17 protein-coding genes are annotated in these 14,309 nt (G+C 64.8%); 10 read left to right on the forward strand and 7 right to left on the reverse strand.

Annotation, left to right across the window (positions count from 1 at the left end):
- Nucleotides 1-114: 114 nt before the first annotated feature.
- From HY57_RS10470 to HY57_RS10490, 5 genes are all read right to left on the reverse strand, one after another.
- Nucleotides 115-1,674: a DHA2 family efflux MFS transporter permease subunit gene (locus HY57_RS10470; RefSeq protein ID WP_019466010.1), complete on the reverse strand. Its 1,560-nt coding sequence runs from the start codon at nucleotides 1,672-1,674 to the stop codon at nucleotides 115-117.
- 21 nt (nucleotides 1,675-1,695) lie between these two features.
- A complete protein-coding gene (locus HY57_RS10475) occupies nucleotides 1,696-2,898 on the reverse strand; it encodes an efflux RND transporter periplasmic adaptor subunit (RefSeq protein WP_019466011.1) in 1,203 nt (400 codons plus the stop codon).
- Nucleotides 2,885-4,390 carry an efflux transporter outer membrane subunit gene (locus HY57_RS10480; protein WP_019466012.1) on the reverse strand — a complete coding sequence of 502 codons (1,506 nt, stop codon included), beginning with the start codon at nucleotides 4,388-4,390 and terminating at the stop codon, nucleotides 2,885-2,887. The genes HY57_RS10475 and HY57_RS10480 overlap by 14 nt, the downstream gene beginning before the upstream one ends.
- On the reverse strand, nucleotides 4,387-4,884 hold the full coding sequence (locus HY57_RS10485) for a MarR family winged helix-turn-helix transcriptional regulator (RefSeq protein WP_019466013.1): 498 nt from the start codon (nucleotides 4,882-4,884) through the stop codon (nucleotides 4,387-4,389). Before HY57_RS10485 ends, HY57_RS10480 begins: the two co-directional genes overlap by 4 nt.
- A gap of 95 nt (nucleotides 4,885-4,979) precedes the next feature.
- Nucleotides 4,980-5,747, reverse strand: coding sequence for a TatD family hydrolase (locus tag HY57_RS10490; protein ID WP_019466014.1), 768 nt, complete (start codon nucleotides 5,745-5,747; stop codon nucleotides 4,980-4,982).
- Between the two features lie 141 nt (nucleotides 5,748-5,888).
- Between HY57_RS10490 and HY57_RS10495 the strand changes: the two genes are divergently transcribed.
- Together HY57_RS10495 and HY57_RS10500 are read left to right on the forward strand one after the other, a co-directional pair.
- On the forward strand, nucleotides 5,889-6,470 hold the full coding sequence (locus HY57_RS10495; RefSeq protein WP_019466015.1) for a glycine zipper 2TM domain-containing protein: 582 nt from the start codon (nucleotides 5,889-5,891) through the stop codon (nucleotides 6,468-6,470).
- A gap of 143 nt (nucleotides 6,471-6,613) precedes the next feature.
- Nucleotides 6,614-6,934, forward strand: coding sequence for a glycine zipper 2TM domain-containing protein (locus HY57_RS10500; RefSeq protein ID WP_157786193.1), 321 nt, complete (start codon nucleotides 6,614-6,616; stop codon nucleotides 6,932-6,934).
- 78 nt (nucleotides 6,935-7,012) lie between these two features.
- Here the strand turns inward: HY57_RS10500 and HY57_RS10505 are convergent, their stop codons facing one another.
- Together HY57_RS10505 and HY57_RS10510 are read right to left on the reverse strand one after the other, a co-directional pair.
- A complete protein-coding gene (locus HY57_RS10505; protein ID WP_026034054.1) occupies nucleotides 7,013-7,447 on the reverse strand; it encodes a cell wall hydrolase in 435 nt (144 codons plus the stop codon).
- 461 nt (nucleotides 7,448-7,908) lie between these two features.
- Entirely contained in the window at nucleotides 7,909-8,709 is an 801-nt protein-coding gene (locus tag HY57_RS10510; protein ID WP_019466018.1) for a YgfZ/GcvT domain-containing protein, read from the reverse strand.
- Between the two features lie 128 nt (nucleotides 8,710-8,837).
- Here HY57_RS10510 and HY57_RS21210 point away from each other — a divergent pair, with 128 nt between their 5' ends.
- The 8 genes from HY57_RS21210 (at nucleotide 8,838) to HY57_RS10545 (ending at nucleotide 14,271) form a co-directional block, all read left to right on the forward strand.
- The gene (locus HY57_RS21210; RefSeq protein WP_081500684.1) at nucleotides 8,838-9,005 is read left to right on the forward strand and encodes a DUF1674 domain-containing protein; all 168 of its coding nucleotides are present in this window, start codon (nucleotides 8,838-8,840) and stop codon (nucleotides 9,003-9,005) included.
- 85 nt (nucleotides 9,006-9,090) lie between these two features.
- Entirely contained in the window at nucleotides 9,091-9,486 is a 396-nt protein-coding gene (sdhC, locus tag HY57_RS10515) for a succinate dehydrogenase, cytochrome b556 subunit (protein WP_026034055.1), read from the forward strand.
- Nucleotides 9,483-9,896 (forward strand): succinate dehydrogenase, hydrophobic membrane anchor protein, encoded by a 414-nt coding sequence (sdhD, locus tag HY57_RS10520; protein WP_019466020.1) that lies wholly within the window; start codon nucleotides 9,483-9,485, stop codon nucleotides 9,894-9,896. Before sdhC ends, sdhD begins: the two co-directional genes overlap by 4 nt.
- A 4-nt stretch (nucleotides 9,897-9,900) precedes the next feature.
- On the forward strand, nucleotides 9,901-11,688 hold the full coding sequence (sdhA, locus tag HY57_RS10525; protein WP_019466021.1) for a succinate dehydrogenase flavoprotein subunit: 1,788 nt from the start codon (nucleotides 9,901-9,903) through the stop codon (nucleotides 11,686-11,688).
- Between the two features lie 21 nt (nucleotides 11,689-11,709).
- A complete protein-coding gene (locus tag HY57_RS10530) occupies nucleotides 11,710-12,489 on the forward strand; it encodes a succinate dehydrogenase iron-sulfur subunit (protein WP_019466022.1) in 780 nt (259 codons plus the stop codon).
- Nucleotides 12,490-12,552: 63 nt separating this feature from the next.
- Nucleotides 12,553-13,614 (forward strand): SRPBCC family protein, encoded by a 1,062-nt coding sequence (locus tag HY57_RS10535; RefSeq protein ID WP_019466023.1) that lies wholly within the window; start codon nucleotides 12,553-12,555, stop codon nucleotides 13,612-13,614.
- An 11-nt stretch (nucleotides 13,615-13,625) separates the two neighbouring features.
- On the forward strand, nucleotides 13,626-13,862 hold the full coding sequence (locus HY57_RS10540; RefSeq protein ID WP_019466024.1) for a succinate dehydrogenase assembly factor 2: 237 nt from the start codon (nucleotides 13,626-13,628) through the stop codon (nucleotides 13,860-13,862).
- On the forward strand, nucleotides 13,834-14,271 hold the full coding sequence (locus HY57_RS10545) for a protein YgfX (protein ID WP_019466025.1): 438 nt from the start codon (nucleotides 13,834-13,836) through the stop codon (nucleotides 14,269-14,271). Before HY57_RS10540 ends, HY57_RS10545 begins: the two co-directional genes overlap by 29 nt.
- Nucleotides 14,272-14,309: the final 38 nt, after the last annotated feature.

The raw sequence follows: 14,309 nt of genomic DNA on the forward strand, positions 1-14,309 counted from the left end.
TCGCCCAACTGGTATTCATTGCTGCACTGGTCAGTTGCAGCAATTCCTGTTAGATCAACTACATGCCTGTTTTTGCCGGTTTGTGCCGGATTGAGAGTAATCCGGCACTCTCACTCAGTGTGCCGGTCCGCCCGCCGAGCCGAACGGTGGCTTGGCCAGCCAGATCACCGGGATCAGCACGATGAACAGGACGGCGCACAGCAGGAAGATGTCATTCACTGCCAGGGTGAGGGCTTCCTTGTTCACCAACTGGTCCACCACCCCCAGCGCCTGGGTCTGTCCCAGGCCACCGTGCGTCAGCTGTCCCACGACCTGCGTGGCGGGCTGGCTGGCGTTGGTCACGTTCTCGGTCAGCGTGGCGTGATGCAGGATGCCGCGGTGCTGCCACAGCGTCACCGTGACCGCAGTGGATACGCTGGAGCCCAGCGTGCGGAAGAAGTTGGCCAGGCCACTGGCGCTGGCGATCTCGCTGGCAGGGAGTCCCGACAGGTAGATCTGGTTGAGCGGGATGAAGAAGCAGGGGATGGCCACGCCCATCACGAAGCGCGGCAGCACCAGCGTGGAGAACGACGCGCCGCTGTCGAAGGTGGAGAACCAGTACGACGTGCTTGCGAACACCACGAAGGCGAACGTCACCACCGCGCGCAGTTCCAGCTTCTGCATGTTGCGGCCGATCACCGGCGACAGCAGGAAGGCGAGGATGCCCACCGGCGCCGTGGCCAGGCCCGCCCATGTCGCCGTGTAGCCCAGCGTGGTCTGCAGCCACAGTGGGAACACCACGTTGATGCCGAAGAAGGCGAACATGCCCAACGACAGTGCGATGACACCGGCCGTGAAGTTGCGCTGCTTGAACAGGCTCAGGTCCACCACCGGGTGTTTGGCGTGCAGTTCCCACACCACCAGGAAGGTCAGGCAGACCAGCGCTATGATGCCCAGCGTGGCGATCAGCGGCGAGGCGAACCAGTCATGGTCGTTGCCGTTGTCCAGCATGAACTGCAGGCAGCCCACGCCAGCGACCAGCAATACCAGGCCCACCACGTCGATGGGCGACTGGAACGTCTTGGTCTCGCGCTTGTGCAGCAGGGTCCAGGTGATCACACCCGCGAGCACGCCCACCGGCAGGTTGATGTAGAAGATCCACGGCCAGGAGAAGTTGTCCGTCAGCCAGCCGCCCAGGATGGGGCCGAAGATCGGCGCCACCACCACCGTCATGGCCCACAGCGCCAGCGCGATGCCCTGCTTGGCTTTCGGGTAGCTCGCCAGCAGCAGGGTGAGCGACAGCGCCACCATCGGGCCGGAACCGGCGCCCTGCATCAGGCGGGCGAACACCAGCATCGGCATCGAGGTGGCCAGGCCGCACATCATCGAGAAGACGACGAACAGGGCGACCGAGACGACGAAGGTCTTCACCTCGCCGAAGCGTCGCGCGATCCAGCCAGTGAGCGGCTGCATGATCGCGCTGGCCAGCGAGTACGAACTGATCGTCCAGGTGCCTTCGTTGGCGCTGACGCCAAGGCTGCCCGCGATATGCGGCACGGCCACGTTGACGATGGTCATGTCCAGCACCTCCATGAAGGTGCTGAACGCGACCGCGATGGTCAACAGGACCAGCGCGGTGCCGTGCAAAGGCGGCAAGCCTTCGGAGGTCTTTTCTTCGTTGGAATGGTCAGCCATGGCGGCGCGCCCGTCGTCTCGTCAGTTTGCGTCGCGCGGGCTGAGGTTGGCCCTGATGATCTTCTCGGCCTCTTCGTCGGCCTTGCTGGCCATCTGGTCGTACACCGTGGTCTGCGCCACGGGCTGGCCGTTGCCGGGAGCGGCGTTCATCGGGCCCTTGTCGTTGGTGATGTCGACGGTGACGTCGGTGGACAGGCCCACGCGCAGCGGATGATCGTCGAGCTCCTTGTCGTCCAGCGCGATACGCACCGGCACGCGCTGCACCACCTTGATCCAGTTGCCCGTGGCGTTCTGCGCCGGAAGCAGCGAGAACACGCTGCCCGTGCCGGCGCCCAGGCCGATCACCTTACCGTGGAATTCGACGCTGCCGCCGTAGACGTCGGCTTCGATCTTGGCCGGCTGGCCCACGCGGATCTTGCGCAGCTGGTTTTCCTTGAAGTTGGCATCGACCCACAGGTTGTGCAGCGGCACTACCGTCATCAGCTGCTGGCCCGGCTGCACACTGTTGCCCACCTGCACGCTGCGCTGGGCGACATAGCCCGTCACCGGCGCGTAGATGTTGTTGCGCTGCGCGGCGATCCAGGCGGCGCGGAAATTCGCGCGGGCCTGCACCACCGACGGGTTGTTCGCGATGACGGTGCCTTCGATGGCGGCATGCGCGGCATACGCCTGGGCCTGCGCCGAATCAAGCGAGGCCTGTGCCTGGTCGACGGTGTCGCGCAGGTGCTGCACGGTTTCCGGTGCTTCCGCCTGGGCGGCGATCAGCGGGGCGCGACGGGCAAGATCGGCCTGGGCCTTCTTCAGGTCCACCTTGGCCTTGGCCACCTGGGCGTCTGCGCTGGTGGCCGAATCGGTCTGCTGGCGTACCTGGCGCACGGCCTGGCCGAGCGTGCTGCTGGCCTGCTGCAGGCGGACGTCGGCATCGGTGTTGTCGAACTTCACCAGGATCTGGCCGGCTTCCACGCGCTGCGTGTCGTCGGCGAGGATGGCCACCACGGTGCCCGGCACCTGGGCGGAGATCGCCACCTGGTTGCCGCCCACGTAGGCGTTGTCGGTGGTTTCGCGGGTGGAGAACACGAACAGCCACAGCAGTACCCATGCCGCCACGGCGGCAAGGAACACAAGGGTAACGATCAGCAGCGCACGACGGCGCTTGGCCGGATCCTTGGCGGCCATGCCGCTGTCATTGCCGTTCTTGTTGACGGCGGATTCAGTGGCGCTCATTCGGGGCGTCTCCGGAAAGGTTCAAAGGGGAAGAGGGGCGGTCGCTGGAAGCCTGCGCCGGCAGGCTGGCGCGGTAGCCGCCACCCAGGGCCTTGATCAGCGAGATATCGGTGGACAGGGCCTGCGCCTGCAGGCTCACGTCGTTGTCCTGCTGCTGCAGCAACTGCACCTGTGCGCCCAGTGTTTCGCGGCGATCGGTCACGCCGCGTTGCACGCGCGATTGCGCGGTGGCGAGCAATTGCTGATTGGCGGCGATCTCGCGGGCCTGTTCCTTGCGGCGGCCTTCGATCTGGTCGGCGGTGAGGCTTTGCGTGGCGACGTCACGGGCCGCGCTGAGCACCGTGCTGTTGTACTGCGCCACGGCGGCATCGAGCTGCGCCTTGCTGACGCCGTAGTTCGCTTCCAGCAGCCCGCCGGTGAAAATCGGCAGGTGAAGTGCAGGCGCCAGGCTGAACACGCGGCTGCCGGCGTTGAACATCTTGTCGAGATCGATGCTCGACAGGCCGGCCATCGCGCTGATGCTGATATCCGGATAGAACTGCGCGCGCGCCACGTCGGTTTGACGCAGTGCGGCTTCGACCTGCCACAGGCTGGCGGCAATGTCGGGGCGACGGGCGATCAGGTCCACGCCCACGTTGTCGGGCAGGCCGGTGGTGACAGCGGGCAGCGGGCGCGGCTGCAGCGTCGGCAGCTGGGCGGGGGATACGCCGCACAGGCTGGCGAGCGCGGCCTGGCGAATGCGGGCGGAGCTTTCGATGGCCACCAGCGTCTGGCGTGCGGACGCCGTCTGTGCCCTGGCCGACAGGAGCGTGTCCGGGCGGTCGACGCCTTGCTTCACGCGCAACGCCGCGATCTGCTCCAACTGCTCGGCCGTCTGCACGGCCTGTCTGGCGAGGGTGATGCGCGACTGGTCGGCGAGCCAGCCGAAGTAGGTGTCGGCGACGTTGGTCTGGATGGCGAGGGCCGCGGCACTGCTCTGTGCCTCGGCGGCGTGCGCCTGGTCCACGGCGCCTTCGATGGTGTTGCGCTTCTTGCCCCAGAAGTCGAAGTCGTACTGCGCCTGCACGCCAAGGTCACCCTGGTTGTACCAGGTGAAACCGAGGAATTTCGGCGGAATCAGGCCGGTTTCGCTCAGGCGCTGGCGCTCGACCTGTGCGCTGCCGCTGACGCTGAGTCCGGCCTGCGCGGTGGCCGCGCGAATGGACTGCTGCGCGGAATCCACGCGTGAGCGCGCCTGCTGCAGGTCAGGCGAGCCTTGCATCGCCAGTTCGACGAGTTCGTTGAGCTGCGGATCGTTGTATGACTTCCACCACGCCGTGTCGGGCCAGCCGGCGCGTTGGCCCGTGTCGAGGCCGGCGAGAGGCACGTCATCGCGGATGGGTGGCCGGTTCAGCTTGGCCGGAATGGAGCAGCCCGCCACGGCGATGGCGACGGCGCAGGCAAGCAGCGCGCGACGGCCGGGTCCGTGGCGGAAAGAGCGGAGTGAGGTCATGGACGGGCGTCCGGCTGGGTGAGCGAGTCGATGTTGACGGCGATCTGGCGAAGCAGTCGGTCGAGCGCGCGCTTGTCGGTCGCGCTGAGCGTGGCGAAGGCACGGTGAACGTTGGGAAACAGTGGCGGGAGGATCTTGCGTACCAGCCGCTTTCCCGCAGGCGTGATGCTCAGCACGATGCGGCGGCGATCTTCGGCGCTGGTGGCGCGCGTGATCAGGCCTGCCTTCACCAGTACGTTCGCAATGCGCGTCATGTTGGTGGCGCTTTGCTGCGCGTATTCGCACAGCTCGCTGGGCGTCGCGCTGCCGGAGGGGCTGCTGTAGATCATCATCAGCGTGCGGAAATCGCTGTCGTTCAGGCCATGAGGCTTGAGATTGCGCTCCAGCTCACCGAGCAGGGTTCCCCCCACCAGCAGCAGCAGGCGCGTGAGCACGACTTCCTGGACGGGAAGGTCAGGGAAGATCTCTCCCACACGGCCAATTCCCTCGTCCATGTGGGCGAGGCACTCGGGCATCCGCTTCATTTCACCAAAGGATATTTCGCCAGTGAAGTATTTAGTCTAGCGCCGGCCGTGTTCGGGCCGCAACCTTAGGGAAGCTGGAACAATTGCCTGGCGTTGTGGGTGGTGGCCTGTGCGATGGACTCGGGGCTTTCGCCACGCAGCTGCGAGATGGTCTGCAGCACTTCGACGATAAAGGCCGGTTCATTGCGTTCGCCGCGATGGCAGGCGCCCGGCTGGTCCGGTGCGTCTGTCTCCAGTAGCAATCGTTCGATGGGCATGGTCGCGACGATGTGGCGGAGACGTTGGGCGCGCTCATACGTCACCGGGCCACCAATGCCCAGGTGGAAACCCATGCTCCATAACTGCTCGGCCTGCTGCAGGCTGCCGGAGAAGCTGTGCACCACGCCGCGCAGGCCGCCGATGCGGCGCATGGTGGAGGTGACTTCATCCATGGCGCGCCGCGCGTGCACGATCACGGGAAGGTCGAAATCGCGGGCGATGTGCAGCTGCTTCTGGAAGTATTCCCGCTGACGTTCGACATCGAGCTCGGGCAGGAAATAGTCCAGGCCGATCTCGCCGACGGCGACGGTGCGGTGGGTCTCCAGCCACGTCCTGAGCTCATCGAGGTGCTCGGACCGGTGCTGGTCGATGTAGATCGGGTGCATGCCGTAGGCCGGGTGGGCGTCGGCATGCGCGTCGCAGAGTGCGGTGATCCGCGGCCAGGAAGCCCGGTCGATGGCGGGCACCACGATATGCCGGACGCCAGCCTCCCTGGCGCGCTCGAACATGGCCGGCCGGTCGGGCGCGAAGCTCGCATCATCGAGGTGCGCGTGGCTGTCGGTGAGTTCGAGCACAGTATTAGGCGTCCTGAATTTGAAAAAATGGCTGGCTTCGATCTAAGCGAATATTCAGTGATACAGAGGTTCAATATTTGTGCTGGGATCGAACTCAAGCACGGAGCGGGGGCGCTCCGCAGGTCCAGACAGGAGAGCATTATGAACAGGTTGGTCGTTTCGGCGCTGCATATCGGTTTCGCCGGCGTATTGGTATTTGGTCTTTCGGCGTGCAACAAGGACGCCAATGCCGACGGTGGCGTAGGCGCCATGGCGCAGCAGGGGGCTTCCAACGGAGCCAAGTACGCGCGCGTCGTGAGCGTGACCCCTGTCCGCGATGCCGCGACCGCACCGCAGCAGGTGTGTCATGACGAGGTCGTGACCACGCACAAGCCGGTGCAGGACACGCACCAGATCGCAGGCACGGCCATTGGTGCCGTGGCCGGCGGCCTGCTGGGTAACCAGATCGGCGGCGGCAAGGGTCGTACGCTGGCGACGGTTGCCGGCGCCGTTGGCGGTGGCTATGCGGGCCACGAGATCCAGAAGAACCATCAGGCAAACGCCACGCAGCAGAGCACCCAGCGTCACTGCGAAACGGTGCAGGGCAACGGTGGCGACAAGGTGGTGGCGTACGACGTGACATACGAGTACAACGGTGTGACCCGCACGGTGCGCATGGATCACGATCCGGGCGACAGGCTGCAGGTACAGGAAGGAGTGGTAGCCGTTTCTGACGCTCACTGAGGATTCACGCCATGGATACACTGCTTAGACGTTTGGCTGTCGTTGGACTGTTTTCCGCTGTAGCGCTTCTTTCAGGATGTGAGACGCCACCGCAACGGCAAGTGGTTTACAGCGGTGCATCCAATCGTTGCGAGCAGTGTGGCGTGGTCAGTGATGTGCGCCAGATCCAGACGCAGAAGGAAGCCTCGCCGCTCGGCATGGTCATTGGCGGCATCGCCGGTGGCGTGATCGGCAACCAGTTCGGTGGCGGCAGCGGCAAGGCGCTCACGACGGTTGCCGGCGCAGTGGCTGGTGGTGCGATCGGCAACCAGGTCGGCAAGAACTCCGGTGGCCCGGACATTGCGTACCAGGTGACGATCAAGCTGGACGATGGCCGCTACGCAACGGTGACGCAGGCGGCTGATCCGCAGGTTCGCCCGGGCGACTACGTGCAGATTCGCAACAACCTCGTCTATCGTCTCTGACAAATAGACGTTTGGACGTCCAAATGAAAAGGCCCTCGCGAGAGGGCCTTTTTTATTTCCGGGGATGATTGGTGTGGGTTAGTTGTTGACCACGTAGAACGCATGTTCACCGATGGTCTTGACCCGCTTGGTCGACCAGGTTGGCGTCACGGCGAGCGTGGCGAATGCATCCGCGCGCGGTACGTATACCGTGCGCTCTCCCTGCGGCAGGCTCCAGTTGCTGATCGAGTCGCCAGCAATCTTCCACGCCTTGGTCCAGGAGTTGAGGTCGGTCACTTCGAAATTGCTCGCGGTTGTCGTCAGTGCAAACTGACGCGGGGAGGTCACGACCTCACAAACGCTGTCGCCCCAGGTGCCGCGATCGCGGCGACGCATGGCAACTTCCGCCACGGCGTATTGGCCGATGGTGGACTCACTGCGTGCCTCGAGATAAACCGTCGTGGCCAGGCAGGTCTGGTCCGCGAGGGGCTGGGGCAGCACGGACGCTAGCCACAACAGCATCGAAAGTTTCATTGTCTGCCTCCAACGTGCTGTACGCGCGAGGTCGATGCTGCTGACTTCACGCGCCGTTGCGGTGGACGGGCGGGCAGGCCGTTCCACCTGGATTGATCGCCGCGACCGAAACTTGTGGTCAGGCGGTTTGCCACGGGATTGTGGCCAGTCGAGCGGCTGATCCGGTGCCACTCAAAACGTGTTGTGCTGCAAGGGCATTGCTCGGGTACTAAACGACCTCGTGCCTGCAACTTCTGACCGCGCATGGGGCGGTATGTACACCGGCATTTCTGCCGGGTCGCGCCGATCCGGACCCCTCCGGTTCGTCGCGTATGTCGACACCCTCGGGCAGTGGGGCGTCGTCGAATTGGTTGGCGGAGCCTAGTGGCCAGTTTCCGATCTGGCAAGTGCCTGGCAGTTCAGGTTCACGCCTCGCTCACATTGTCATCTTGATCGTGAATCCTTGCGCAACGCCGTTTTCATCATGCGGGCCAGCTCTCCGTGACGCGCAGGGAGACGCCTTCATCGGTGTCTAGATCCGACGTGTTTTCGATCGCACTCACCAGACCATCGTCTATGACGGCGAGAGCGATAACGGTTGCATCATCGGTCACGACATCGAGCAACTGGATGCCGTTTTCGCCGTTACGGTGCAGCACGGTGCCTTCGGTTACGTGCTGCGACAATACGACGCAATGCATATGTCGCTTGAGTCCGCCGCGGTAGTGCAAGCGTGCCACGATCTCCTGGCCGGGATAGCAGCCTTTGTCGAAGGCGACGGCCTCAAGTCGTTCAAGCGAGAGGGATTGCGGCAGCAGCTTGCCTGGCACGTCATGCGGCAGCCACGGCCAGCCCATGCGAACTTGCGGCAGTCGCCATGCGTCATCCGGCTGCGTTGTCCCGACGGTCATGCTGTGATCGCCGCAACCGAACACGTAGGCATCGCCTTCACGATGGACAGCGTAAGTCTCGACCGCCGGCCCGGCACCAAGGGAGCGGGGTTCGGGCACGCTGAGCTTGACCTTGGAACGGAAGGCAAAGCGCTGCAGCGATTGCGCCATGGCGGCAGCATCGCCGCCGCGCAGCAGCAATAGCAGGGTGTCGTCGGCAAGTCGTGCAAGGTGGAACAGGGTGAGCACACGGCCCTGCGCGTCGAGCCATGCGCCGAATTGCCATCGGCCGACCCCGAGCGACTGGACGTTGCTGCTGAACTGGGCCTGCGCGAACGCAGTGGCGTCGGCGCCTTCGAGCAGAAGGATCTGGGCGGGGTGATCTGTCGTCATAGGGGAGCGAGGTAAGGGCTGGGGGCGGGAGATGCAAGGTCTGGCGACCCTACTGGCAGACCCGCGCACCGCCGTCAAGGTTGTGCTGCATTAACGCAGGTATTACGCTTTTACGGCTTTCAAACACCATGTCCGATACGTCCTCCCAAACCGAGTCCAAGCCCGCTTCCGCTCCTGCGGAACAGGCGCCCGTGCCTGCCGCTCCGGCAGCGGGAAAGACTTCGTCGGAGAAACCGGCCCCGGATCCCACCCGCTACGGCGATTGGGAAAAGAACGGGCGCTGTATCGACTTCTGATCGCGCCGCGCCGGCTCCGCGCCGGCGTCGTCGGGTAAGGGAAGGGCGGTATAGGGCATCAGCGATTCCACCCAGGATAGCCGCCATGGCAGACACGCAACGACCGCTCTCTCCCCACATGGGCATATATAAGTGGCAAGTGCAGATGGTGACCTCCATCGTGCACCGCGCTACCGGCATTGCCCTTTCCGTCGGAACCCTGCTCGTGCTGTGGGGGGTGTTGTCCCTCGCCAGCGGCGAAGACAGCTATAACCAGTTCAAGACCTGCATCGGCAGCCCGATTGGTCTGGTGCTGCTGTTCGGGTGGTCCTGGTCACTCTTCTATCATCTGTGTAACGGCATCCGTCACCTGTTCCAGGATGGCGGCATGGGCTACGCCATCCCGCAGTTCGTCCGTTCCAGTTGGCTCACGATCATCGGCAGCATTGTGCTGACCGTCATCGTGTGGGCTTACGTGTTCACCTGTGGAGGTGCTGCATGAGCGCCAACGGTCAGCAGCATGACGTGCGCAGCCAGCTGCGCAATCCCCTCAAGCGCGCCCGCGGCCTCGGCTCGGCACAGTCCGGCGTGGGCCATTGGTGGACGCAGCGCGTCACCGCCACCGCGCTGGTGTTCCTCAGCATCTGGTTCGTGGTGACGGTGCTGGGCGCACTGCACTCCGACTATGCAACGGCGCGCAGCATCATCGCCAAGCCCTGGAATGCCCTGCTGATGGTGGCCTTCGTGCTCGCCATGTGCTGGCACGCGGTGCTCGGCCTGCAGGTCGTGATCGAAGACTACGTGCATACGCGCTGGAAGGAAGTCGCCCTCCTGGTGCTGGTGAAGTTCATTGCAGTGCTCGGCACGCTGGCCACGCTGATGGCCGTGCTGCGCGTGGCGCTGGGAGCCTGATTCCATGGAAAGCTACAAGATCCAACAGCATAAGTTCGACGTGATCGTGGTCGGTGCCGGCGGCGCCGGCCTGCGCGCCACCTTCGGCCTGGCCGAAAAGGGCCTCAAGGCCGCGTGCATCACCAAGGTGTTCCCGACGCGCTCGCACACCGTGGCGGCGCAGGGCGGTATCTCCGCCGCGCTGGGCAACATGGGCGAGGACGACTGGCGCTTCCACTTCTACGACACCATCAAGGGCTCCGACTGGCTCGGCGACCAGGATGCGATCGAGTACATGTGCCGCGAGGCGATTCCGGCCATCATCGAGCTGGAACACTACGGCGTGCCGTTCTCGCGTACCGAGGAAGGCAAGATCTACCAGCGTCCGTTCGGCGGCATGACCACGCACTACGGCAAGGGCACCGCGCAGCGCACCTGCGCCGCGGCCGACCGTACCGGTCACGCCATCCTGCACACGCTGTACCAGCAGGCGCTGGCGCATGACGCCACGTTCTTCATCGAGTACTTCGCCATCGACCTCATCTTCGACGAAGAGGGCGTGTGCCGCGGCGTGCTTGCGCTGGACATGAACGAAGGCACCTTGCACTTCTTCCGCGGCCAGGCCGTGGTGCTGGCGACCGGCGGCTACGGCCGCGCGTACTTCAGCGCCACCTCGGCGCATACCTGCACCGGCGACGGTGGTGGCATGGTGCTGCGCGCGGGCCTCGCGCTGCAGGACATGGAGTTCGTGCAGTTCCACCCGACCGGCATCTACGGTTCGGGCTGCCTGATCACCGAAGGCGTGCGTGGCGAGGGTGGTTACCTCACCAACTCCAACGGCGAGCGTTTCATGGAGCGCTATGCGCCGAACGCCAAGGATCTCGCGTCGCGTGACGTGGTCAGCCGCGCCATGACGATGGAAATCCGCGAAGGCCGCGGCGTGGGCGAACACAAGGACCACATCCACATCAACCTGATGCACCTGGGCGCGGAAGTGATCCACGAGCGCCTGCCGGGCATCGCCGAGTCGGCGCGCATCTTCGCCGGCGTGGACGTGACCAAGGAGCCGATTCCGGTGATCCCGACCGTCCACTACAACATGGGCGGCATCCCGACCAACTACCACGGCGAAGTGGTGCAGAAGCAGGGTGACAACGTCGACGCCGTCGTGCCGGGCCTGTTCGCCATCGGCGAAGCGGCCTGCGTGTCGGTGCACGGCGCCAACCGCCTGGGCTCCAACTCGCTGCTCGACTTGGTGGTGTTCGGCCGTGCGGTGGCGAACCGCTGCGCGGAGATCGTCACCCCGGGCGGGGCGCAGAAGGACCTGCCGGCCAGCGTGCTGGACAAGGCGCTGGCCCGCTTCGACGGCCTGCGCAACGCCAAGGGCAGCCAGCCGACCGCGAAGATCCGTGCGGAAATGCAGCGCACCATGCAGTCCGACGCCGCCGTGTTCCGTACCGGCGAGTCCCTGCAGGAAGGCTGCGAGAAGATCTCCAAGGTTCGTGAGTCGTTCAAGGACGTGGGCGTCAGCGATCGTTCGCTGGTGTGGAACTCCGACCTGATCGAGACGCTGGAACTGGCCAACCTGCTCGACCAGGCCGTGGCCACCATGTACTCGGCGGCCCAGCGCGAGGAAAGCCGCGGTGCTCATGCCCGCGAGGACTTCCCGGAGCGCGACGACCACAACTGGCAGAAGCACACGCTGGTGGCGGTCGATGAGAACGGCAAGGCCAGCTTCGATTTCCGTCCGGTGCACATGTACACCATGACGAGCGATGTCGAAGTCGTCCCGCCGAAGAAGCGCGTTTACTGATACCCGGACTGGAGAGCCACTGTGGCAGAGTTTTCGCTACCCAAGAATTCCACGGTCCAGCCGGGCAAGAACTTCCCGGCCAAGGACGCCAAGAAGCCGCGGACGTTCCGCATCTATCGCTGGTCGCCGGATGACGGCCAGAACCCGCGCATCGACACGTACGAGGTTGACCTCGCCGCGTGCGGTCCGATGGTTCTGGACGCCCTGCTGAAGATCAAGAACGAAATCGACCCGACGCTGACGCTGCGCCGTTCGTGCCGCGAAGGCATCTGCGGCTCGTGCGCCATGAACATCGACGGCACCAATACGCTGGCCTGCACCAAGGCCATCAGCGATTGCGCTTCCGGCGACGTGAAGATCTACCCGCTGCCGCATATGCCGGTGGTGAAGGATCTGGTGCCGGATCTGACGCACTTTTACGCCCAGTTCGCCTCGATCAAGCCGTGGCTGCGCACGCAGAGCGCCGCACCCGATCGCGAGCGCCTGCAGTCGCCGGAAGACCGCAAGAAGCTCGACGGCCTGTACGAGTGCATCCTGTGCGCGTGCTGCTCGACCAGCTGCCCGAGCTACTGGTGGAACGGTGACCGTTACCTCGGCCCGGCTATCCTGCTGCAGGCTTACCGCTGGATCGTGGACAGCCGCGACGAAGACACCGGTGCCCGCCTGGACGATCTGGAAGATCCGTTCAAGTTGTATCGCTGCCACACGATCATGAACTGCGCCCGCACCTGCCCGAAGGGCCTGAACCCGGCCAAGGCGATTGCGGAGATCAAGAAGCTGATCGTCGAGCGTCGTACCTGAGTGACGACCCCGCCCAATCGGGCGGGGTTTTTTTTCACGGCTGGCATCCACCAGGGACATGCCATGAACGACAAGGATGTAACGTCGCCGCCGGAAGTCATGCCGAAACGCCCGTCGAAAGACGGGCGTTTTCTCTTGGCGATCGGCATATCGACCGCCTACGGCATGCTGGTCCGCCTGGCCTTTGGTTTGTACGCGCCCTTGCAGTCGGCACTGCCGCATGCGGGCGGCGCCATGCTGATGTCGTTTCTGTTTCTGACGCCCTTCATTGTGGGCATGCTCATGGTCTACGTGGACCGGGCCAACATGAGCTGGCCCAAGGCGATTTTCTCGCCCTGTATCCCCATGATGCTGGTGCTGCTGCTGAGCGCGCTCACCGCTATCGAGGGCAGCATCTGCATCCTGCTCGCCGCACCTATTTTCATGATACTCAGCGCCATCGGCGGCGTGCTCATGTTCGCCGTGCTGAAGGCGGCGGTGCCGCGTGCGCGTCATTTTTGCTTCGTGCTGCTGGTGCCGCTGATGCTGGGCTATGGCGAGCGCGAATTGCCGTTGCCCAACGCCACGCGCGTCACTGCCGCCAGCGTGCATATCAACGCGCCGCCCGCGCAGATCTGGCACCTCATCAACGACGCCGAAGGCATCCAGCCGGACGAAATGGCCCAGGGGCTGGCCTGGCGCATCGGCGTGCCTTATCCGGTGTCCGCACTGACCGTGGCGTCGCCCGATGGGCGCGTGCGCAAGCTGCGCTGGCAGAAGGGCGTGCACTTCGACGAGCCCATCGTGGCCTGGCAGGAAAACCGGCTGATCCGTTGGACCTACCGTTTCGCGACCGACTCCATACCCCCGGGCGCGCTGGACGAGCATGTGCAGGTCGGCGGCAAGTATTTCGACCTGGTCGATACGTCCTATCAGCTGGACCCGGAGCAGGGCGGTACGCGGCTGTCCATCCAGGTGAGTTACCGTGTCACCACGCAGTTCAACTGGTACGCTGTGCCCTTGGCGCGGCTGCTGGTGGGGGATGCAGCGAACACCATCCTGCATTTCTACAAGCGACGCTGCGAGGACAACCCCATGCCTGAATCCCGAACCGTGGCCATGACCGCAACCGGGGCAGCGCCGTGAGCCAGGATGCGATGGAGAAACGCCTGCGCTGGCGCGTGCGTCGCGGCACCCGCGAGCTCGATGCGCTGTTTGGCGGTTGGCTGGACGAGCGCTACCCCCATGCCGACGAGGCCGAGCGCCGGGCGTTCGACGAACTGCTGGACGTGCAGGACCCGGACCTGTGGGACTGGGTGATGGGGCATGCCCAGGCGACCCGCCCGGACTGGCAGGCCATCATCGATGACATCCGCGCCCGCCATCGGCTTTGAATGCCGGCCCTCGCGCTGGCTGGGCCGTCTGCTGCTGTTCGTATCCCTGCTCGCCCTGTTGGCGACGTGGTTGAGTGCCGTACCGTGGCCGGCGAAGCTGGTCGTCACCATGGGCGTGCCGCTGGCCTGCTGGCGGGCGCGGAAGCGTTTCTCGGATCAGGCGGTGGAAGCCGCCGGCTGGGCGCGTGACGGCAGCTGGAGCCTGCGCATGCGTTCCGGCGAGGATGCCGTGGCGACCCTGGCCTCGTTCCGGGTGGTTGGCGAGAAGATCGTATGGCTGCGACTGTCCCTGACCGGGCGGCGCCAGGCCTTGTTGCTGCTGGCCCCGGACAACAGCGATGCCGACATCCGGCGCCGCCTGCGCATGCGTCTGGCGCAGGTCGAAGCAGCCGGGCACTCCGGCCGCTGAACGCGGTCCTACGGTTTGGCCGCGTTACAAGCGATAAT

The sequence above is a fragment of the Dyella japonica A8 genome, from assembly GCF_000725385.1.
Taxonomy (GTDB): Bacteria; Pseudomonadota; Gammaproteobacteria; order Xanthomonadales; family Rhodanobacteraceae; genus Dyella; species Dyella japonica_C.